Annotated in this window: 20 protein-coding genes; 17 read left to right on the forward strand and 3 right to left on the reverse strand. The window is 68.3% G+C overall.

Going from position 1 to position 19,962, the window contains the following annotated elements:
• Nucleotides 1-157: 157 nt before the first annotated feature.
• The 10 genes from ACFQE9_RS00710 to ACFQE9_RS00755 all read left to right on the forward strand — a co-directional run bounded on the left by ACFQE9_RS00710 (nucleotide 158) and on the right by ACFQE9_RS00755 (nucleotide 8,744).
• The gene (locus tag ACFQE9_RS00710) at nucleotides 158-691 is read left to right on the forward strand and encodes an inorganic diphosphatase (RefSeq protein WP_379738974.1); all 534 of its coding nucleotides are present in this window, start codon (nucleotides 158-160) and stop codon (nucleotides 689-691) included.
• 153 nt (nucleotides 692-844) lie between these two features.
• Entirely contained in the window at nucleotides 845-3,160 is a 2,316-nt protein-coding gene (gene ppsA / locus ACFQE9_RS00715) for a phosphoenolpyruvate synthase (protein ID WP_379738977.1), read from the forward strand.
• Between the two features lie 45 nt (nucleotides 3,161-3,205).
• Entirely contained in the window at nucleotides 3,206-4,276 is a 1,071-nt protein-coding gene (mfnA, locus tag ACFQE9_RS00720; RefSeq protein ID WP_379738980.1) for a tyrosine decarboxylase MfnA, read from the forward strand.
• Between the two features lie 276 nt (nucleotides 4,277-4,552).
• Nucleotides 4,553-4,834 carry a 50S ribosomal protein L44e gene (locus ACFQE9_RS00725; RefSeq protein WP_039400251.1) on the forward strand — a complete coding sequence of 94 codons (282 nt, stop codon included), beginning with the start codon at nucleotides 4,553-4,555 and terminating at the stop codon, nucleotides 4,832-4,834.
• 1 nt (nucleotide 4,835) lies between these two features.
• A complete protein-coding gene (locus tag ACFQE9_RS00730) occupies nucleotides 4,836-5,009 on the forward strand; it encodes a 30S ribosomal protein S27e (protein ID WP_379738983.1) in 174 nt (57 codons plus the stop codon).
• A 17-nt stretch (nucleotides 5,010-5,026) separates the two neighbouring features.
• On the forward strand, nucleotides 5,027-5,827 hold the full coding sequence (locus tag ACFQE9_RS00735; protein WP_379738985.1) for a translation initiation factor IF-2 subunit alpha: 801 nt from the start codon (nucleotides 5,027-5,029) through the stop codon (nucleotides 5,825-5,827).
• A 15-nt stretch (nucleotides 5,828-5,842) separates the two neighbouring features.
• Nucleotides 5,843-6,040 carry an RNA-protein complex protein Nop10 gene (locus ACFQE9_RS00740; RefSeq protein WP_379738988.1) on the forward strand — a complete coding sequence of 66 codons (198 nt, stop codon included), beginning with the start codon at nucleotides 5,843-5,845 and terminating at the stop codon, nucleotides 6,038-6,040.
• Between the two features lie 122 nt (nucleotides 6,041-6,162).
• Nucleotides 6,163-6,915, forward strand: coding sequence for a proteasome assembly chaperone family protein (locus ACFQE9_RS00745; protein ID WP_379738991.1), 753 nt, complete (start codon nucleotides 6,163-6,165; stop codon nucleotides 6,913-6,915).
• A gap of 186 nt (nucleotides 6,916-7,101) precedes the next feature.
• Nucleotides 7,102-8,268: a thiolase C-terminal domain-containing protein gene (locus tag ACFQE9_RS00750; protein WP_379738994.1), complete on the forward strand. Its 1,167-nt coding sequence runs from the start codon at nucleotides 7,102-7,104 to the stop codon at nucleotides 8,266-8,268.
• Nucleotides 8,269-8,345: 77 nt separating this feature from the next.
• The gene (locus ACFQE9_RS00755) at nucleotides 8,346-8,744 is read left to right on the forward strand and encodes a Zn-ribbon domain-containing OB-fold protein (RefSeq protein WP_379739225.1); all 399 of its coding nucleotides are present in this window, start codon (nucleotides 8,346-8,348) and stop codon (nucleotides 8,742-8,744) included.
• Between the two features lie 55 nt (nucleotides 8,745-8,799).
• Here the strand turns inward: ACFQE9_RS00755 and ACFQE9_RS00760 are convergent, their stop codons facing one another.
• From ACFQE9_RS00760 to ACFQE9_RS00770, 3 genes are read right to left on the reverse strand one after another with little or no spacing between them, the layout of a single operon-like run.
• Nucleotides 8,800-9,753: an alpha/beta fold hydrolase gene (locus ACFQE9_RS00760; RefSeq protein ID WP_379738997.1), complete on the reverse strand. Its 954-nt coding sequence runs from the start codon at nucleotides 9,751-9,753 to the stop codon at nucleotides 8,800-8,802.
• A gap of 55 nt (nucleotides 9,754-9,808) precedes the next feature.
• Complete coding sequence (gene meaB, locus ACFQE9_RS00765; protein ID WP_379739000.1) at nucleotides 9,809-11,005, reverse strand: methylmalonyl Co-A mutase-associated GTPase MeaB; 1,197 nt, start codon at nucleotides 11,003-11,005, stop codon at nucleotides 9,809-9,811.
• Nucleotides 11,002-11,427, reverse strand: coding sequence for a cobalamin B12-binding domain-containing protein (locus ACFQE9_RS00770; protein WP_379739003.1), 426 nt, complete (start codon nucleotides 11,425-11,427; stop codon nucleotides 11,002-11,004). Before ACFQE9_RS00770 ends, meaB begins: the two co-directional genes overlap by 4 nt.
• 141 nt (nucleotides 11,428-11,568) lie before the next feature.
• Between ACFQE9_RS00770 and ACFQE9_RS00775 the strand changes: the two genes are divergently transcribed.
• The 7 genes from ACFQE9_RS00775 (at nucleotide 11,569) to ACFQE9_RS00805 (ending at nucleotide 19,962) form a co-directional block, all read left to right on the forward strand.
• Nucleotides 11,569-12,198 (forward strand): DUF4013 domain-containing protein, encoded by a 630-nt coding sequence (locus ACFQE9_RS00775; protein ID WP_379739006.1) that lies wholly within the window; start codon nucleotides 11,569-11,571, stop codon nucleotides 12,196-12,198.
• Nucleotides 12,199-12,304: 106 nt separating this feature from the next.
• Nucleotides 12,305-13,264, forward strand: a complete 960-nt coding sequence (locus ACFQE9_RS00780) for a DUF7260 family protein (RefSeq protein ID WP_379739009.1) — start codon at nucleotides 12,305-12,307, stop codon at nucleotides 13,262-13,264.
• 121 nt (nucleotides 13,265-13,385) lie between these two features.
• Nucleotides 13,386-15,695 (forward strand): type II/IV secretion system ATPase subunit, encoded by a 2,310-nt coding sequence (locus ACFQE9_RS00785; protein ID WP_379739012.1) that lies wholly within the window; start codon nucleotides 13,386-13,388, stop codon nucleotides 15,693-15,695.
• Nucleotides 15,692-17,755 (forward strand): type II secretion system F family protein, encoded by a 2,064-nt coding sequence (locus ACFQE9_RS00790; protein WP_379739015.1) that lies wholly within the window; start codon nucleotides 15,692-15,694, stop codon nucleotides 17,753-17,755. Before ACFQE9_RS00785 ends, ACFQE9_RS00790 begins: the two co-directional genes overlap by 4 nt.
• Nucleotides 17,752-18,636 (forward strand): DUF7289 family protein, encoded by an 885-nt coding sequence (locus tag ACFQE9_RS00795; protein ID WP_379739018.1) that lies wholly within the window; start codon nucleotides 17,752-17,754, stop codon nucleotides 18,634-18,636. Before ACFQE9_RS00790 ends, ACFQE9_RS00795 begins: the two co-directional genes overlap by 4 nt.
• Nucleotides 18,629-19,132, forward strand: coding sequence for a DUF7266 family protein (locus ACFQE9_RS00800; RefSeq protein ID WP_379739020.1), 504 nt, complete (start codon nucleotides 18,629-18,631; stop codon nucleotides 19,130-19,132). Before ACFQE9_RS00795 ends, ACFQE9_RS00800 begins: the two co-directional genes overlap by 8 nt.
• The gene (locus tag ACFQE9_RS00805; RefSeq protein ID WP_379739023.1) at nucleotides 19,129-19,962 is read left to right on the forward strand and encodes a DUF7263 family protein; all 834 of its coding nucleotides are present in this window, start codon (nucleotides 19,129-19,131) and stop codon (nucleotides 19,960-19,962) included. Before ACFQE9_RS00800 ends, ACFQE9_RS00805 begins: the two co-directional genes overlap by 4 nt.

Raw genomic sequence — 19,962 nt, forward strand, 5'->3', positions numbered from 1 at the left:
CGCTTCGCAAGCGGATCGACTCCGGGCTGGCGAATTGCCGACGTACTACGAGCGGCCGGATTCCGCCGTACACCGGGATTTCAGGCTCCGGACGTGTGACGTTTCCGGCGACCGAACCCGAAAGGGCTTTGGAGCCGTTGGCCGCACGAGGGGACGTATGACGAACCTCTGGACGGAACTCGAGACGGGACCGAATCCGCCGGAAACCATCTACGCGGTCGTCGAGTGTCTGAAGGGCGAACGGAACAAATACGAGTACGACAAGGACGTGCCCGGCGTCGTGCTCGATCGCGTCCTGCACTCGAACGTGCATTACCCCTCCGACTACGGGTTCATCCCCCGGTCGTACTACGACGACGAGGACCCCTTCGACGTGTTGGTCCTCGTCGAGGACGCGACCTTCCCCGGTTGCGTCATCGAGGCCCGCCCCATCGCGTTGATGCGGATGGACGACGACGGCGAGCAGGACGACAAGGTGATCGCGGTTCCGAGCGAGGACCCGCGGTACGACCACATGGAAGATATCGAGGACATTCCGAAACAGACCAGAGACGAGATAGACGAGTTCTTCGCGACCTACAAGAACCTCGAGGAGGGCAAGGAGGTCGAAACGCTCGGCTGGGAGGACGCCGACGCGGCCAAGGACGCGATCGAACACGCACAGGAGCTCTACGAGGAACACGTCGCTTGATCGCGAGGACGCGATAACGGTCCCTCCCCCAACCAAAACGGCGATCGGGTCGACTCCTGGCGAAAATGACTACTCGCGTTCGAGTGATAATTACTGCTGGACATCCGCTTCGGAAGTTTCTTTGGTGGTCTCGGGGATTCGAAGGTACAGGCAATGGCTGTACTCTGGCTGGACGACGTGGACGCCGACGACGTCGATACCGTCGGCGGCAAGGCGGCCTCACTCGGTGAACTCACCGGCGCCGGGCTCCCGGTCCCGCCGGGGTTTACCGTGACCGCCGAAACGTACCGAACCTTCATAGAGGAGGCGGGGATCGACGAGGAGCTGTTCGCGGCCGTCGACGTCGATCCCGAGGACTCCGCGGCGCTCCGCGAAGCGGAGGAGCGCGCGAGGGAGCTGATCCTCGGAACCGAACTCCCGGCCGACGTACGCGAGGAGATCCTCGAGAACTATCGCCAGCTCGGGGAGGGACAAACGGAGGCGTTCGTCGCGGTTCGGTCCTCGGCCACGGCCGAGGATCTCCCGGACGCGTCCTTCGCCGGGCAACAGGACACCTATCTCAACGTTCGCGAGGCGGAGCTGCTCGAACGGGTGAAGGACTGTTGGGCGTCCCTCTTCACCCAGCGGGCGATCTACTACCGCCAACGGAAGGGCTTTCCCCACGAGGACGTCGATATCGCCGTCGTGGTACAGCGGATGGTCGACGCCGAGAAGTCCGGCGTGATGTTCACGAGCCATCCATCGAGCGGGGATCCACAGATCATCATCGAGGCGGCCTGGGGGCTCGGCGAGGCGGTCGTCTCCGGCTCCGTCTCCCCCGACAACTACGTCTACGACCGGCCGAGCGAGGAGGTGATCGAGGCCACGATCGCCGACAAGAAGGTGATGATGGAAAAGGACCCGGAGACCGGCGAGACCACGGAACGCGAGGTTCCGGAGGACCGGCGGGACGCGAGAGTGCTGACGGAGGCGGAGATCGAGGAGCTCGTCGCGCTTGGCGAACTCGTCGAGGACCATTACGGAACGCCACAGGACGTCGAGTGGGCCATCGTCGGCGACGAGGTGTTCATGCTTCAGTCGCGCCCCATAACGACGATAAACGAGTCGGACGGACGCGAGAACGGAACGACCGTCGACGAGGGCATGGAGGTCGAGGAGGGTGGAACCGGCCTCTCGTCGAACGAGGAGGACGACGTCCTCATCCAGGGGATCGGCTCGAGTCCGGGGATCGTCTCGGGAGCCGTCCGGATCGTCACCAAGCTCGACCACCTCGACCAGGTACAGGACGGCGACGTCCTGGTAACCGAGATGACGATGCCGGACATGGTTCCCGCGATGAAACGGGCGGCCGGGATCATCACCGACGAGGGCGGGATGACGAGCCACGCCGCGATCGTCTCCCGGGAGCTCGGCGTTCCGGCGGTGGTCGGAACGGGATCGGGGACGAAGGCGCTCGAGAACGGCCAGCAGGTCACGATCGACGGGGACAAGGGGACGGTTCGCGCCGGCGCGGGCGAGCAAGCCGAGACGGCGGAGGAACGCGAGCCGGTCGAGGCTGCACGCCCGGAGACGCCGGTCAAGCCGATGACCGCCACGGAGGTGAAGGTGAACGTCTCCATCCCGGAAGCTGCGGAACGAGCGGCCGCGACGGGGGCCGACGGGGTCGGACTGCTCCGCATCGAACACATGGTGCTCACGCTCGGGAAAACGCCGGAGCGCTACATCGCGGAACACGGCGCACGCGCCTATCAGGACGAACTGATCGATGGGATCCGGACCGTCGCCGACGAGTTCTACCCCCGACCCGTTCGGGTTCGAACGATGGACGCGCCGACGGACGAGTTTCGCGAACTCGAGGGGGGCGACGACGAGCCGAACGAGCACAACCCAATGCTCGGCTGGCGCGGGCTCCGCCGAAGCCTCGACAAGCCGGACGTCTTCGAACACGAACTGGCGGCGTTCGCTCGGCTCTACGAGATGGGCTACGACAACGTCGAGGTGATGTTTCCCCTCGTCAACGACGCCACGGACGTGAGGAAGGCGAGAGAGCACATGCGCTCGGCGGGCATCGATCCCGAGGCGCGCAGCTGGGGCGTGATGATCGAGACGCCCGCGAGCGCGCTCATGATCCGGGAGCTCGCCGAGGCCGGGATCGACTTCGCCTCCTTCGGGACCAACGACCTGACGCAGTACACGCTCGCGGTCGACCGGAACAACGAACACGTCGCCGACCGGTTCGACGAGCTTCACCCCGCCGTCCTCGAGCTCATCGAGCGGACGATCGAGACGTGTCGCGAACTCGACGTCGACACGAGCATCTGCGGGCAAGCCGGATCCCGGACCGAGATGGTCGATTTCCTCGTCGAGGCCGGCGTCTCGTCGATCTCGGCGAACATCGATGCCGTTAGGGACGTCCAACACGAGGTCAAGCGCAAGGAACAGCGGCTGTTGCTCGACTCGGTCCGATAGCGATACGGACCGATCGGCCGCGATAGTCCGGACACGAACCGATCCATGCACCGATCACCCGTCGTCGACGCCGAATCGTTCGATCGCATCCTCTCGTCGATGTGTACGGAGCCCCATCCGGCGGCTCGCGAGGCCGCGGAGCGGTTTCTCGCGTCGAACCCCGGCGATCCCGCGACCTACGAGGAGATCGCCGAACTCGAGACGCGGGCGATCGACCTGCTGGCCGGGATCGTCGACCATCCCGATCCGAGGACGGCGGACGGCTACATCACCTCGGGCGGCACGGAGGCGAACGTACAGGCGGTCAGAGCGGCCAGGAACCGCTCCGACTCGGACGATCCGAACGTGGTCGCTCCCGAGAGCGCACACTTCTCGTTCACCAAGGCGGCGGAGCTGCTGGACGTGGAGCTTCGGACGGTCCCGCTCGATTCGAATCTGCGGGCGGATACCGACGCCGTCTCGGCCGCCGTCGACGCGGACACGGCGCTCGTGGTCGGGGTGGCGGGATCGACGGAGTACGGACGCGTGGACCCGATACCGGAGCTATCGGCGATCGCCGACGACGCCGGAGCTCGGATGCACGTCGATGCCGCGTGGGGCGGGTTCGTTCTCCCCTTCACCGAACACGACTGGAGCTTCGCGGATGCTCCGATCGACACGTTGACCGTGGATCCCCACAAGTTCGGGCGCGCCGTGGTTCCCGCCGGGGGACTGATCGCCCGGGACTCGACGACGCTCGACGCCCTGGCAGTCGAGACGCCGTACCTCGAGACGTACTCGCAGGCGACGCTGACGGGAACGCGAAGCGGTGCGGGCGTCGCGAGCGCCGTCGCCGTCATGGAGGAGCTGTGGCCCGACGGCTATCGCGAGACCGCGAGACGGTGTCAGCGGAACGCCGACTGGCTGGCGAGCGAGCTGGCGAGCCGGGGGTACGAAGTCGTCGCGCCGACGCTGCCGCTCGTCGCATCGTCGATCCCGGAGTCGACCATCGAGGAGCTTCGTGCGGCCGGCTGGAAGATCTCGCGGACCGCACGCGGCGAGGTCCGGGTCGTCTGCATGCCACACGTCACCCGCGAACAGCTCGAGGCGTTCCTTCGGGACCTCGATCGGATCTAGGCTAGGGAGCGGACGGAGGCGGGACGGACGGGTCCGGGATCGTCGGGATGGATCCGATGGCGACCAGGCGACACGGTTCGGTTCCTTCGACGGCTCGTCGCACACCCGCCTCGACCGTCGAAGGCGTCAGTCAACTCACGGGGCGTCTGGCTCTCGACCGGTAATGAACGTCCGCCTGAATCGGGGACACCGTCCGTCGATCGACGGTGGCCGTGACGACGCGAGACCAAACAGGTTTTAAGAAACCACATCCAAGCGGACTGTAAGGTAGATACCATGGAGATGCCACGCCGCTTTAACACGTACTGTCCGCATTGCGATTCCCACCAGGAACACGAGGTCGAGAAGGTCCGATCGGGACGACAGACGGGTCTGAAACGCGACGCACGCCAGCAGCGACGCGCGCTGGCGACGATCGGCAACGCCGGCGGGTACTCGAAGGTTCCCGGTGGCGACAAGCCGACGAAGAAGACGCATCTGAAGTACCGGTGTTCCGACTGCGGAAAGGCCCACATGCGAGAGGGATGGCGCGCCGGCCGTCTCACCTTCCAGGAGTAACATGGCGGGAGACTTCATCCGCGTCGCATGCGGCGACTGTGAGAACGAACAGACCGTCTTCGAGAAGGCGTCCACGAGCGTCGCCTGTGCCGTCTGCGGCACGACGCTCGCGACGCCGACCGGCGGCAAGGCCGACATCGAAGGCGAGATCGTAGAGACCGTCGAGGCACGGTAACCGCCTCACCACGACTCATGAAGTACAGCGGATGGCCCGAACCCGGCGAGCTCGTGGTCGGCGAGATCGACGAGATCGCCGACTTCGGCGTCTTCGTCGACCTCGATGAGTACGAGGACAAACGCGGCCTCTGTCACATAAGCGAGGTCGCGTCCGGCTGGATCAAGAACGTTCGCGATCACGTCCGCGAGGGACAGACGGTCGTCGCGAAGGTGCTCGAGGTGGACGAGTCGTCCCAGCAGATCGATCTCTCGATCAAGGACGTCAACGAGCACCAGCGCAAGGAGAAGATCCAGGAGTGGAAAAACGAGCAGAAGGCCGACAACTGGATGCTGCTGGCGCTCGGCGAGGACGTCTCCGACGACCGCTACGGGACGGTCGCGAACGCGCTGCTTTCGGAGCACGAGTCGCTGTACGACGCCTTCGAGAGCGCGGCGATCCACGGTTCCGAGGCGCTGGACGCGATCGACCTCGACGACGACGTGGCAGAGCGCATCGTGGAGACGGCACGCGAGAACGTCTCCGTTCCCTACGTCGACGTCACCGGCTACGTCGACCTCGAGTGTGCCGAACCCGACGGGATCGACCACCTGAAGGCCGCCCTGGAGGCCGCGGAGGGGAACGGCGAGGTGCCCGAGGAGGTCGAACTCGAGGTCTCCTACGTCGGCTCGCCCGAGTACCGCATCCGGGTACGAGCGCCCGACTACAAGACCGCGGAGGACGAACTCGAGGCGGCCGCAAAGCGAGCACGGACCTCGATCGAGTCGGTCGGCGGAACCGGCAATTTCCACCGCGACCGTCACGAGGACGACGAGTAACGGGGTCGGACGCCCGTGAAATCCCCGATCCGCGTCTGTGGCTCCTGGCGGGAGGCCCACGATCGCCCGGTATACACCTTCGGCGATCGGTGTCCGAACTGTGGTGCCGAAACCGAGAACAGCGCCCCGCCGCCGTTTTCTCCCGAGGATCGATACGGGGAGTATCGTCGACGCGCTCGCGGCGAGCGGGACGGTCCCGTTCCGGACGAGTGAGTTCGTGGACGGGCAGACGAGCCTGACGATCGAGGCTCCCAACGGAACGGGGAGACGACTCGGAGGGGAGAATTCCGGACGAATGAGCACGCACTTATGCCCCGCGAACCGGAGTGTACGCCATGGACGACATCGAGATCGACGAGGTCGAGACTCCGGAGCTCGAGGACCCGGTTTTGATCGAGGGGCTCCCGGGGGTCGGACACGTCGGGAAGCTGGCCGCCGAACACCTCCTCGAGGAGTGTGAGAGCACGCTGGTTCGCCGGGTGTACGCCACGGAGTTCCCCCCGCAGGTGACCGTCGACGACGAGGGCGTCTCGGAGCTGACATGCGCCGAGTTCCACGCGGTCCGGACGAACGGCGTCGACCTGCTCGTGTTGACCGGCGACCACCAGGCGGCGACGAACGCCGGACACTACCGGCTCACGGACGCCTTCCTCGACGTCGCGGAGTCGTTCGGCGTCGAGCGGGCGTTCGCGCTGGGCGGCGTGCCGACCGGCGAACTCGTCGAGGAGTACTCGGTGCTCGCCGCGGTGAGCGACGGCGGGATGCGCGAGGAACTCGAGGCGGTCGGCGTCGAGTTCCGGTCCGACGAGCCGGCCGGCGGGATCGTCGGTGTCTCCGGACTGGTTCTCGGCCTCGGAGGGCGTCGCGGACTGTCGGCCGCCTGCCTGATGGGCGAGACGAGCGGATATCTGGTGGACCCCAAAAGCGCCCGCGCGGTGCTCGAGGTACTCGAGGAGCACCTCGGCTTCGAGGTCGACTTCGAATCGCTCGAGGAGCGCGCCGAGGAGATGGAGGAGGTCACGGGGAAGATCCAGGAGATGCAGGAGGGCCCCTCGATGGGCGACGACGAGCTTCGATACATCGGCTGAGGAGCTGCGGTACATCGGCGGAGAAACGAAGCGATCGGAGTCGAATCGGACGGCTCGAGCGAGCGCCGATCGGGACGGGACGGGTGATCACCGATCCGGACGGTTCGATCGATCGGCGACCCGAACGAGTCGGCCGATCGCCAGCGGGGCCGGCAGGCCTATACCGCGCGGGGCGAATCCCTCATTATGGGAAGCGCACGCATCGCCGGCGTCGGGCTCACCCGGTTCGGGAGCCATCCGGAGCGGACCGGGCGCGAGCTGTTCGCGCGGGCGGCCGCGGAGGCGATGGAGGACGCGGGCGTCCCGCGATCGGACGTCGAGACGCTCAACTACGGCAACTACATGGGATCGATCGCGGAGAACCAGGGCCACCAGGCCCCCCTGATGGCCGAGGCCGCCGGGGTCTCGTGTCCGGCGACGCGCTACGAGGAGGCGTGTGCGTCCGCGGGAGTGGCGGTTCGCGAGGCAGTCCGAGCAGTCCGGGCCGGCGACGTCGACGTCGCGATCGCCGGCGGCATGGAGCGGATGAGTCACCTCGAGACGGACGCCGTGACCGCGGGGCTGGCGACGGCGGCGGACGACCTCCTCGAGGTGAAGGCGGGGATGACCTTCCCCGGCGCCTACGCGCTCATGGCGCGGTCGTACTTCGAGACCTACGGCGGAACGCGCCGCGATCTCGCACACATCGCGAGCAAGAACCACGAGAATGCGGTCCCGAACGAGTACGCACAGTACCGCAATCGGGTGAGCGTCGATCGCGCGCTCGAGTCCCCGACGGTGGCGTCCCCCTTACACCTGTTCGACGCCTGTCCGATCACCGACGGCGCCAGCGCCGTGGTGTTCGTCTCGGAGCGCTACGCGGACTCGGAGGACGTCGACGCGCCGGTCGCCGTGACCGGGTCGGGCCAGGGAACGGATCGGATGGTGCTCGCGGACCGCGAGTTCCTGGCGCGGACGCCGGCCGCGACCCGTGCCGCGGAGTCAGCCTATGGGGAGGCCGGAATCGGTCCGGAGGACGTCGACGTCGCGGAGGTGCACGACTGTTTCACGATCGCGGAGGTGCTCGCGATCGAGTCGCTCGGCTTCGCTCCGAACGGGGAGGGGATCGCCGCGGCACGCGAGGGGCTCACGACGGCCGACGGCGACCTGCCGGTCAACCTCTCCGGCGGGCTGAAGGCGAAGGGTCACCCGGTGGGCGCGACCGGCGGCTCGCAGATCGTGGAGGTGACCCGGCTGCTTCGGGGGGATCACCCGAACGCGGAACACGTCCCCGACGCCGACGTCGGAGTCGCACACAACGCCGGCGGCAGCGTCGCGAGCGCCGTGGTGCACGTCCTGGAGGTGGTCGCGTGAGCGACGACGGTGGGGACGACCTCGATCGAAGCGAGGACGACGCGGGTTCCGTCGACCGAGGCGAGGGCGACGCGCCGATCGAGTCACGGATCGCGAACACGAGCCACGACGAGTGGCTCGACGCGCTCGCGGACGGCGAGGGATACGCGATGCGATGTCCGAACGGCCACGCCGCGTTGCCCCCGCGTGTCGTCTGTCCGGACTGCGGCTCGAGCGATCTGTCGAAGGAACGGCTCCCCCCGACGGGGACGGTGAAGACGTTCACCGTGGTCCACGTCGGTGCGCCCGAGTTCGCCGCCGACGTGCCGTACGTCACGGCTATCGCCGCGTTCGGCCCGATCCGACTCACGGGGCTGCTCCGCGGCGTCGAGGCGGCGGACGAGGCGATCCCGATCGGCCTCGAGGTCGAGGCGGGCGTCGAAACGCGCGAGGACGGAGGTCGAGCGGTCGCCCTTCGGCCGGTCGAGATGCCCTGAAGATCCCGGAGGGCCGGTCTCCGGATCGAAAGCCCGCTTCGGGGGTCGAGAAGGCTCAGATATCCGATTCGCCGGGCCGCCCCTCGAAGGCGTCCCGGACCACATCGAGAAACACGTCCGGGTGTTCGACGTGAGGAAGCAGCTTGGCCCGATCGAGGACGACGAGGGCGCTATCGGTCGATTCGGCGAGCGAGCGCCCCTCCGAGAGGGGCGTGATCTCGGTCTCGCGCCCCCACACCAGCGTGACGGGCGCGTCGATGGCCGCGACTTCCGCGGCGAGGTCGACGTCGGCGTTGAGGTGTCCCGAAACGAACGAGGCCGGCGCGTATCGCGTGCCCTCGACGTGGGCGGTACGCCACTCGTAATCGATCCACTCGGGGGTGGCCGCGTCGGGGTCGTAGTAGCCGTGATCGGCGTTGAAGTACCGGATCGACGGCTTCGAGGCGATCAGGTTGAACAGGCCCTCGCCGAGGACGGGACTCCGAAGGAGCTCGCGAAGCCACGTCTTCGGCGGATCGGGGCCGGCGACCGCGGTGGGAACGACGAGGGTGGCCGTCCGGAGCGACACGTCCGGGTGGTCGGCGACCGTGGCGACGTAGGCCGCCGACAGCGAGGAGGCGACGACGTGCGGACGATCGAACGACGCGAGGAACTCGCGGAGGAACTCCCGATAGAGGGTCGCGGAATATCGAAGCGGCGGACGATCCGATCGGCCGAATCCGGGAAGGTCCGGGGCGACGACGTGGTGGTCCTCGGCGAGGTCCTCGAAGATCGCCCGCCACTCGCCCGCGGATCCGGCGGCGTTGACGCCGTGGACTAACACGACCGTCGGGTCCTCGGGGTCGCCCGCCTCGACGGTCGCGACGTCCATCCCGCGCCAGGAGACGGTCCCCGGATCGCCGGAGAGCGGCGGCTCCAACGAGTCGAGGTCCCCACGAAGCGCTCGGTTGCCCGCGACCGCCGCCCCGATCCCCACCGCGACCGCGCTCGCCAGCCGCTTTCGGTTCATGTCGGTACGTCGGTCCCCTCGGGCTTATGGCTGGCGCGTCCCGGCAATGGCGACCTCACGCGTGGCGGTCAGGATCTCGATCGGAGTCGCTGTCGCGAACCGCATCGCGAATGGGCGCGAGGATCTCCTCGGTGAGGGTGTAGGGATCGGTCTCGCGGTCGCGGACGCGGCGCGCGAGCTCGTCGATCCCGCCCCGTCGTTCGATCTCCGTCTCGACGAGTTCGCCGAGATCGTTCCGCAGGAGGGTCCGGATCTCCGCGGCGTACCGACGGCGTGCGGCGGCGGAGAGTCCGCCCGACGTCTCCAGGTGCTCGCGGTGGGCCGACAGCACCTCGAGGAGGTCGTCGATCCCGGTTCCGTCGGTGGCGATCGTCTCGACGATCTCCGGGCTCCACTCCGCGGAGCGATCACCGCTTTCGTCCGCAGCGCCGGTGTCCGGACCCTCGCCGTTCGAGTCGGCGGAGCCCCCGTGTTCGGCCGCGCTCGCGACCGCGCCGTGATGTCCGGTCGGAACGCCCGCGCCCGTCCCCTCACGTCGGTGGAGCATCTCCTCCAGTTCGGCGACGGTTCGGGTGGCACCGTCCATGTCGGCCTTGTTGACGACGAAGACGTCGCCGATCTCGAGGATGCCGGCCTTCAGCAGCTGGACGTCGTCGCCGGAGCCGGGCTGGACGAGCACGGCGACCGTGTCGGCGGTGCGGACGACGTCGACCTCGTTTTGCCCGGCGCCGACGGTCTCGATCAGGACCACGTCCTTGCCGAAGGCGTCGAGGGCCGTGATCGCGTCGGTCGTGGCGGCCGAGAGCCCGCCGAGCTGGCCGCGGGCGCTCATCGAGCGGAAGAACACGTCCATGTCGCCGACGTTCGAGGCCATCCGGATCCGGTCGCCGAGGACCGCCCCGCCGGAGTACGGCGAGGAGGGATCGACGGCGATCACGCCGACGGTGAGCCCGCGGTCGCGATAGGCCCGCGCCAGACGGTCGACGAGCGTCGACTTGCCGGCTCCCGGCGATCCCGTGATCCCGATCACCGCCGCGTCGCCGGCGTGCCGGTGGAGCATCGAGACGATCGACCGGTAGCCGGCGGTTCGATTCTCGATCCTCGTGATGACGCGTGCGAGCGCGCGCTGGTCGCCGGCGAGGAGGGATTCGACCAGCTCCCTCGAGGGCGAGTCCTCGTCGGAACGGTCGGAATCGGATGCGACCTCCGCGTCCCGATCCGGCCCCGAGTCAGCGTCGGAACGGTCGGTCATCGGTCGGGCTCGCGATCCGGGACGTGCTCGCGGACGAACGCGATCGTCTCCTCCATCGGCGTCCCCGGGCCGAACACCTCGGCCACGCCGAGCTCCTTGAGGTGGCGCTCGTCGTCCTCGGGGACGATCCCGCCGACGAGGACGAGGGTGTCCTCCAGGGCCCCGTACTCCTCGAGCCCCTCGAGCACCTTCGGGATGAGCGTGTCGTGGGCGCCGGAGAGAATGGAGATGCCGAGGACGTCGACGTCCTCCTGGACTGCGGCCTGGACGATCTCCTCGGGCGCGCGGTGGAGCCCGGAGTAGATGACCTCGAAGCCCGCGTCCCGGAACGCCCGCGCGATGACGTGGGCACCCCGGTCGTGGCCGTCGAGGCCGACCTTGGCGACGAGACAGCGGATGGTCCGCTCCTCGCGAGTGTGCATGGGTGACACTTTACGAGTGGCCGGTTTGACTCTAACGAAACCGCCCGTCGATCGACGGGTCGGCGACGGATCCCGAAGGATCGACGCATGGGTTTAAATGGGGTGGGGGAGAGATCACGTCCCGAGAGGGGGACGACACACGTGATACACGACGCCATCAGCTATCCGACGAGCGGGGACGACTGGCCCATCAAGATCGGGATTCTCGCGGGACTGTCGCTGTTTTCGTGGTTGATCGTCCCGATCTTCCTCGTGGCTGGCTACTACGTTCGGATCCTGGAGACGACGGCGGAGGGCGGATCGGAACTCCCCGAGTGGAGCGACTGGGGCGATCTGTTCGTCGACGGGCTGAAACTGGTCGCGGTTGCTGTGGCGTACATGCTCGTACCGATCGTCGTCGCGGCGATCTCGTTTTTCCTCCTTCGGGACGTCTCCGTCGCGCTCGCGGGTTTGCTCGTCTTCGTGGTCACCGCGACGTTTTATTACCTGCTGCCGGCGTCGCTCGCGAACCACGCCGCGGTCGGAACGCTGGCTGCGGGATTCGACGTGGGAACGCTCGCGAGGGTCCTCACGTCCGTGGAATACGCGATGGCGTGGCTGCTCGCGCTCGGCATCATGGTCATCGGCGGGATCGTCGCGGCGATCGTCTCGCTCGTACCGATCCTCGGTTGGATCGCCGGTCCCGTGATCGCGGCGACGGTGTACGTCGCCGCGTTGCACGTCTACGGGATCGGGTATCGCAACGCGGTCGGAGGATCGGCCGTCCTGTGAGGCGGCTGAGGTCGGGAGATCGATCGGGGTGTGAGAACGAACCGTCGCGATCCGCGACCGAAACGGCAGAAAAGCTTTGTGGTCCGAGAGTGTGTGTACACGTATCATGGCAACAGAAACGGTCGGCTCCGTGACCTTCCGGGTGGGGGCGCGGGACCCGACCGCCGTCGAGTGTTCGACGGCGTCCTGTGAGGTGTCGAGCGCCCTCTCCGATCCGGCGATCGCGACGGGGACGGTCCTGCTCGCGGTGGCGGCCCTCGTGACCTTCGTCTACATCTCGGAGGCGCGAACACAGCTCAGAGAGGAACGACGGCGGATCGTCGACGAGCGGGACGCCCTCGAGGAGTTCATCGATCGGACCCAGGGGCTGACGCCCCACGAGGCCGACGAGTTCTCCACGGGGGGGAACGCCGCCGCGAGCGGGGGGGCGATCCCCCTCGCCCGCCACGGGACGGGTCCCCCCCGGCCGCCGGACGACCTCCGGGATCGGGTGTGTTCACAGTACCGCGAGACCGTCATGTCGGTCCCGCACTACACGGAGGAGTACGACGATACGCTCGCGGAGAGCCTCTCCGAGGAACTCGGCCCCGACGTCACCACGGCGCTTTTGGCCGAAGAGCGGGTCTCCGCGCCGCTTCATGCGACGATCGTCTCCCGGAGTCGAGGCGCTCAGATGGCACGCGAGGAGCTGCTCTCCGCCGTGGACGCGGAACTCTCGGAGATCGACGACGTCGAGGCGCGCCTCGAGCGGATCGACCGAACCAGACGGAACCTCCGCTCGCATCTCGAGGACGGCAACGCGAAGCCGACCTTCGAGGCGTGTCAGGACGTCTGGGGGACGCTCGGCGATCTCGAGGAGGCCTGCGGGACCCTCGCCGCGGACAGACAGGAGACGCTTCGTGACCCGCCGTACGTCCCCGACGACGAGCAACCCTCGTTCCACGAGTACCTCTACGGAACCCTCGAGGAGACCGCACATCCGGTGTTGTCCGCGATCGCGGAACTCACCGATCGAATACGGACGGACAGACGACGCGTCCTCGAGCGGCTGGCGTCGACCGGGTAGCGGATTCAACGCGAGCGATCGGCGACGATCGGTGCGCCAACGTCAATTATTCTATACGTGATCGCGTGAAACGAAGGATTATATATCGAACCGGCTGAACCCACGGCATCCAGAGGTCAACGTGAGTGTCGAAGAACGGGACGGGACACCACTCCCCGGCCCAACAGTTCCAACGCCGGTCGCACCGGATCACCCCGACGCGTGGTATACACCCGACGTGCGGGCGCAGTACGAGCCGATCGCGGGCGTGGTGGCAACGATCCGCGAGGTCGACGGGCGGTTCGTCTACGGGAGCCGTTCGCCGCCGCTTTCGCCGGAGGACGAGGCGGCGCTTCGGACGGTTCGCGAACATTTCTCGGCCATCCGTCACCGACGACCGCTCACACGCGAGGGAGTGATCGAGCGTGCGGATCGGGGGTTCGAGCCGAAGTACGAACGCGCGCTCGACCGGCTCCTCGAGACGTCACGGGCTGCCCGTCGCCGGATCGACCACCACGCGTTGCGCGAACTCCGACTTCTCGGGGAGCTTACGCCCCTCGCCGTCGACGACCGTATCGAGGTGGGCGACGTGGGGGACTCGTCGGAACTCGTCGTTCACACGGCGTCGTTCGCGCCGGTCGAGACCGGCATCGGCGTCGATGCCGACTACGTCGAGCGCGTGGCCGGCGAGCGACTCCGGCGCTATGCCGTCCCGTTCGCGGGGTTTTCGGTGGACGTGGTCGTCTACCGCGAGCGGCTGTTGGGTTCGGACCGCTTCGAGATCAAGTACGCGGTGTTGGAGCCCGACCTGCTGCCCGGCGACGAGGCACTCATCGAGGCGTGTAAGGCGCGCATCTGGGAGACGAACGTCGATCGCGTCCTCGAGGACCGCGAGGCGTTCGTCGCCGATCGGGCGCGGCAGTTCCTCTCGCGGCGCCTGTTGGCACGAAACACGCGCGCCTGGCTGGAGGCGACGCGGTATCGAGTCCGGTCGGCGCTCGCAGGGTACGGGCTCGCGGTCCCGCCGGTCGACTCGCGGTACGCCCGCGACCGGCTCGACGACCTCGTTTACTACGTGCTTCGCGATTACGTCGGCGAGGGTATCCTGACCGTTCCGATCCGGGATCCGAACCTGGAGGACATCGAGGCGAACCGGGTCGGCGAGCGCATCAAGGTGGTCCCGCGAACGACCGTCTTCGAGGGTACCGACGGCGCCGGCGACCGCGTTCCGACGAACCTGGCCTTCGAGAGCGAGCGGGCGTTCGTCAACGTGGTCACCCAGCTGGCCGCGAGCGACGGGAGGGAGCTGAACGCCTCGCGTCCCTCGGCGAAGGTCAACCTCGACGTCGAGGGAGTCGAGGAGACGATCCGGTGTGCGGTGGCGCTTCCGGTCATCTCCGAGGGCGGCCCGCACGTCTCGATCCGCAAACAGTCGGCCGAGACGCTGACGCCGGTCGACCTCCTCGAGTACGGGTCGATCTCGAGCGAGCTCGTGACCCTGCTTTGGCTGTTGTACGAGTCCCACGGAGTGGTGTTGTTCTCGGGGCCGACCGGCGTCGGCAAGACGACGCTCATGAACGCCCACATGCCCTTCATCCCGTTCGACGACCGGCCGATCTCGATCGACGAGGGATCGAAGGAGGTCGACCTCCCCCACGAGACCGGGGTCTCGTTGACGACCCGCGAGCACGAAAGCGAGTACAAGCGGGTGACGATGGCGGAGTTGATGACCGAGACGAACTACCTCAATCCCGACGTCGAGGTGATAGCGGAGATCAACACGCCGGCCTCCTTCGAGACGTTCGCGGAGGTGTTGAACACGGGCCACGGAGTGTTGGGAACGACCCACGCGGAGGACGTCGAGACGCTCGTCAACCGCGTCATCGAGCGCGGCCTGCCCGCCTACCTGCTCCGGGAGCTGGACCTCGTCGTCTTCCCCCACAAGGTCGCCGGCGAGCGGTACGTCGCCCACGTGGTCGAGATCCTCTCGGAGGCGGAGTTCGAGGCGCTCGACCCCGCCGCCACGCGCGGCGTGGACGGGATCGATCGACGCGGCGGCGGCGGAACGATCCACAAAGGCGACGCGCGGATCCACTGGAACACGGTCGCCTGGCGGGACACCAACGGCGAGTTCCGCATCGAGTACGATCACCCGGCGCTCGCGAGTGGAGACGGGAACGCGGAGGCGACCGCGGCAGTAGGCGAGGTCGACCGCGGGGGTACAAGCGCCGGCGATCTCGGGTTCTACGTCCTCCACCGCCTGGCCGAACGCACCGATCGTGAACTCGAGGCGGTCGAGGCGGAGTTCCACCGAAAACACCGCTACGTGAAGTATCTCGCCGGGGAGGGACTGGACGACTTCGAGGGGATCTTCGAGTTCCTCTCGGACCTCCGAACCGACGAGGCCGCGACCGTCGAGCGGGCCGCACGAACCACCGGGGCCGAGGAATGAGGGGGTTGGAGGGAACGAGCCGTAGATCCGAGCGACGCGCGACCGGGCGATCGGAAGGTTCCGATCGATCGCACGATAGCGTCGGGGATCGTCTCTCGGCCGTCGATCGCGGGCTGTACGCGCTGTTCGCCCGCCACGCCGACGCGGAACGCCACGCGGGGGACAGACACCGCTACCGGGGGACCCGTATCGACGCGAGCTTCGAGGTGTACCTCGCGCGCGTCTACGCGCTCTCGTGGATCGGGGGGATGCTGGCCGCGGCGCCGGCCGTCCTCGTGACCGCGGGGCTCTCGTCGGCGTTCGTGCGCCGGGTGAACGAGACGCTCGCGGTCGGGCTCCCCACGGAGACGATCGGCCTCGTGTCGGTTCCACGGGCATGGCTCGCGATCGCCGCCGGGGTGCTGGTCGGGGGTGTGGCCAAACGGGGGATCGTCGGACTCGGGGGAAGCTACCTGCGGTGGCTGGCGGCCGCCCGCCGGGACGACATCGAACGAACGCTTCCGGGCGCGGTTCGGTACCTCCACGCGCTCTCGTCGGGAAGCGACGACGCACGCGGCATGTTGCAGAAGACGGCGGTCAACGGGGCCTACGGGGAGACGGCGACGGCGTTTCGCGGGGCGCTCAACGGCGCACGACTGACGGGGAGCCTCGATCGGGCGCTCGGCCGCGCGGCGCGCGATACCCCCTCGAAGGATCTTCTCGGGCCGTTTCTGTTGAAGTTCCGCGAGCACGCGAACCAGGGGGAGGACGCGCTCGCGAACTACCTCCGGATGGAGGGCCGAATGCTCGGGCTGCGTGAGGACCGCGCCAGAAAGCGCGCGGAGGGGTTCTTAGAACTGCTCTCGGAGCTGTTCATCGTGCTGCTCGTGTTGCCCGCCCTCCTCGTGATCATCTTGAGCATCATCGGCGTTATCGCGCCGGGGCTCGCGAAGCCGATCGAAACGCCGCTCGGGGCGGTCTCGACGCGCGCGCTCTTGACCTACGGGAGCGGGGCGTTCATCCTCGTCGTCGGGCTCGCATCGGCGTCGGCGGTCGACCGGCTCCGCCCGCGCGACCAACGGGCGAGCTACGATCGGCCGAGCAGGGCGATCGCGACCCTCCGATCGGCGCCGACCAACCCCGCCTCGGCCGCGGCCGTGCTCGTGATCCCGTCCGTGCTGCTCGCCGCCGGGTTCGCCCTCGGCGGCGTCGATCCCGTGAACGTGGCGCTCTTCGGCTACCTCGCGTTCGCGCTGCCGGTCGGCGTCGTCTCGGTTCGTCGGGCCCGCCTCGACGACGCGAAGGACCGCGAGATCAAGGACTTCGTCCACGCGGTCTCGGGCCACGTCTCGCTCGGCCGTCCGTTTCCGGAGGCCGTCGCGCTGGTGGCCCGTGAGGTCGATCTCGGCGCGTTGAACGCCGACGTCGCGGACCTGGCGTTCAACCTCTCGTTGACGACCGGGGGCGGAAGTCCGGGACCCGAGATCGGAGACGGGACCGGAGACGGCGGGGGCAGTGAAGTCGGAATCGGAATCGGAGGTGCGAGCGCAGGTGTGAACGGGTCCGGCGGCGTGAACGAAGACGAGACGCTCCGGACGGCCGCGTTGAACCGGTTCGTGGAGACGGTCGGCACGCCGCTTGCCGCACAGACGGTCGGGCTGGTCACGGGAGCACTCGAGGCCGGCAGCGACACGGAGACCGTCTTCGAGACGCTCCAGACGGAGATCGGACGGCTCTATCACCAAAAGCGCGCGCTCCGGTCGGCGATGCTCGTCTACGTCGCGGTCGGGTGGACGGCCGCGCTGTTGGTGATCGGGATCGTGGTCGCGGTCAACGTCTACGTCATCGACGGGTTCGCCCAACTGTCGGCGGTCTCCGGGGCCGGCAGCCTGGCGCTCGATCCGGGGTCGATCCGGCCGGCGCGCGAGCGCTATCGGTTCTACGTCGTGATGCAGGCGACCATGCTCGCCTCCGGCTGGTTCGCCGGCGCCGCCTCGCGCGGGTACTACGAGGCGCTCTTGCACTCCGGCTCGCTCGTCGGCGTGTGTTATCTGATCTTCGCCGGGATGGGGTTGTTGTGACTCTCGACGGACGGGACGGGCCGGAGGATCGAGACGCCGCCGCCCAACGCGGCCCGACAGGAGGTCGAGACGCCGCCGCCCAGCGTGGCCCGACAGGAGGTCGAGACGCCGCCGCCCAGCGCGGCGTCTCGACGGTCATCGGAGTCGCACTCCTCATCGGGGTCACCGTTGCGAGCATGGGCGTCATCACGGCCGGCATGGGCGTCGTCGTCGAGGACCACGCGCGGACGATCGAGGCCGACGGGGTCGAGACGGCGCTGACCACGGCGATCGAGGACACCGCGTCCCCGGGCCACCACCGAACGCGACTCCCGGTTTCGTCCGGGCGCGTCGAGACCGTCGAGCGATCGGTTCGGATCGGGACGGACGGCGGCTGGACGAGACGGGAGGCGAACGGGATCCGGTACGTCTCCGAGTCGGGAACGCGACGCGTCGAGACCGTCGCCGGCACGGTGGTCCGCGGCGACGGCCGGACAGCACGGGTCACGCGCGATCCCTCGCTGCTCGTCTCCGAGGAGATCGTCGCCTTCACGCTGCCCGTGATCAGGGGAACGGAACACGTCGCAGTCTCCGGAGCCGGAGCGGAATCGGTCTCCGGAGCTGGGTCGAGAGCGGGCGGCGGGCTGGTGCTCGAGACGACGGTTCGACACGAGCGCCGGGAACTCGAGGGCGATACGTTCCGCGTGGCGATCGAGACGCCCGCGCCGGCGGCGCTCGAACGGGCGTTCGAGCGACTGATCGAGACGGCGGGCGTCGAGGGGACCGTCGAATCGACGACGTTCCCGGGGGACACCCACCCGAGCGTCGTGGCGACGATCGAGGGCGAGCGTGCGGGACACCTGCTCGTTCGGGAGGTCGACCTGGAGGTGCGGCGTGGGTAACGAGGTTCCGAAACGTCGGGACGGCAGATGCACCGGAACCGACCGGGCGGTCACGCCGGTGACGGGCAAGCTGTTCGAGATCGCCATCGTCGTGTTGTTCGTCGCGGCGCTTTCGGCGGTCCTCTACGGCGGCGTCGTCCCGGAGTACCGCACCGCGACCGCCGTCGAGATCGAGGACCGAACCCTCGCCGCGGCGTCGAACGCGATCGAGGCGTCCGTGCCGGCGTCGGGAACGGGCCGGACCACCGTCCGGCGTTCGACCGGGGAGACGCGCGTCGACCTGCCGGGGACGATCCGCGGACGGCCATACCGGATCCGGGCGGTGACGGACGCGATCCGGCTCGAACACCCCCATCCTTCCGTCGGGGGACGCCTGGTGCCGGCGTTGCCGCCGCGGGTGACGGAGGTAGAAGGGGAGTGGCGAAGCGGCGGAACGCTCCTCGTGCGCGCGCGGCTGTCGGACGGTGAGGTGACGCTGGAGCTGGTGACGAGATGAAACGGAATGGAGCCGACGATGCGATGAAGCGGGAGGGGATCGACGACGCGACGAAGTGGAAGCGAAACGACGACGCGAGGAGACAGATCCGAAACGACGACGCCGGAAATTCGGAGTCCGACCGCAAGCGGGCGCAGGCGAACCTGCCGGTGGTGGTCGTCGCGCTCGTGCTTCTCGTCTCGGCGACGGGGATCGCCCTCGCGGCGGCGACGGACGCGCGAGAGGCGGCCGAACGCGACGTCGTCGAGCGAAGCGTCGCGGTCTCGATCGCGGACCGGCTCGTGGCCGCGGACGGACCGACGACGCGCCGGCGAAACGTCCTCGATCCGGAGCGGGCGGAGTCGCTGACCGTCGATGCCGTCACGGAGGCGGTCCCGGAGACGCGCGATCGGGCGGTCCGGATCCGGCTTCGGGTTCGAACGGACGAGGATGCGGGCAACGAGGACGCCGGCAACCGCGAGATGCGGACGCTCGTCGAACGCGGCGACGTCCGCGGCGGGACCACGGTCCGGCGGGTCGCGTCGCTCGCGGAGCGGTCGGCGGCGAGCGAACGCGTACACGTCCCCGAGAACGGAACGTCGATGACGACTCCGTCGAACGCGACGGACGCGACCGTTCGCGTCGTCTCCGGAAACGTCACCACGGTCCGCGCGAACGCGCGGGTGGTCCTTCACAATCCGGACGGGCTCGCCGGCGTCGCGAGCGTGGATCTGCCCCGTCGCGCCCGGAGCACGCTCGCGTTCGAGGGGCTCGGCGTCCTCGAGGTGGCGATCGCCACGGAGTCGCGCTCGGCCGCGATCGTGGAGGTGACCGTGGGTGCGAGGGAGTGA

The organism is Halopenitus salinus, from assembly GCF_042662125.1.
Classification (GTDB): Archaea; Halobacteriota; Halobacteria; order Halobacteriales; family Haloferacaceae; genus Halopenitus; species Halopenitus salinus.

Excerpts from the sequence above, each read along its gene's own strand:
- ACFQE9_RS00760 (WP_379738997.1), bottom strand. The coding sequence starts at position 9,753 with ATGAACCGAAAGCGGCTGGCGAGCGCGGTCGCGGTGGGGATCGGGGCG.
- ACFQE9_RS00735 (WP_379738985.1), top strand. The coding sequence starts at position 5,027 with ATGAAGTACAGCGGATGGCCCGAACCCGGCGAGCTCGTGGTCGGCGAG.
- ACFQE9_RS00780 (WP_379739009.1), top strand. The coding sequence starts at position 12,305 with ATGGCAACAGAAACGGTCGGCTCCGTGACCTTCCGGGTGGGGGCGCGG.
- ACFQE9_RS00770 (WP_379739003.1), bottom strand. The coding sequence starts at position 11,427 with ATGCACACTCGCGAGGAGCGGACCATCCGCTGTCTCGTCGCCAAGGTC.
- mfnA (WP_379738980.1), top strand. The coding sequence starts at position 3,206 with ATGCACCGATCACCCGTCGTCGACGCCGAATCGTTCGATCGCATCCTC.
- ACFQE9_RS00730 (WP_379738983.1), top strand. The coding sequence starts at position 4,836 with ATGGCGGGAGACTTCATCCGCGTCGCATGCGGCGACTGTGAGAACGAA.
- ACFQE9_RS00805 (WP_379739023.1), top strand. The coding sequence starts at position 19,129 with ATGAAACGGAATGGAGCCGACGATGCGATGAAGCGGGAGGGGATCGAC.
- ACFQE9_RS00710 (WP_379738974.1), top strand. The coding sequence starts at position 158 with ATGACGAACCTCTGGACGGAACTCGAGACGGGACCGAATCCGCCGGAA.
- meaB (WP_379739000.1), bottom strand. The coding sequence starts at position 11,005 with ATGACCGACCGTTCCGACGCTGACTCGGGGCCGGATCGGGACGCGGAG.
- ppsA (WP_379738977.1), top strand. The coding sequence starts at position 845 with ATGGCTGTACTCTGGCTGGACGACGTGGACGCCGACGACGTCGATACC.
- ACFQE9_RS00745 (WP_379738991.1), top strand. The coding sequence starts at position 6,163 with ATGGACGACATCGAGATCGACGAGGTCGAGACTCCGGAGCTCGAGGAC.
- ACFQE9_RS00725 (WP_039400251.1), top strand. The coding sequence starts at position 4,553 with ATGGAGATGCCACGCCGCTTTAACACGTACTGTCCGCATTGCGATTCC.
- ACFQE9_RS00790 (WP_379739015.1), top strand. The coding sequence starts at position 15,692 with ATGAGGGGGTTGGAGGGAACGAGCCGTAGATCCGAGCGACGCGCGACC.
- ACFQE9_RS00750 (WP_379738994.1), top strand. The coding sequence starts at position 7,102 with ATGGGAAGCGCACGCATCGCCGGCGTCGGGCTCACCCGGTTCGGGAGC.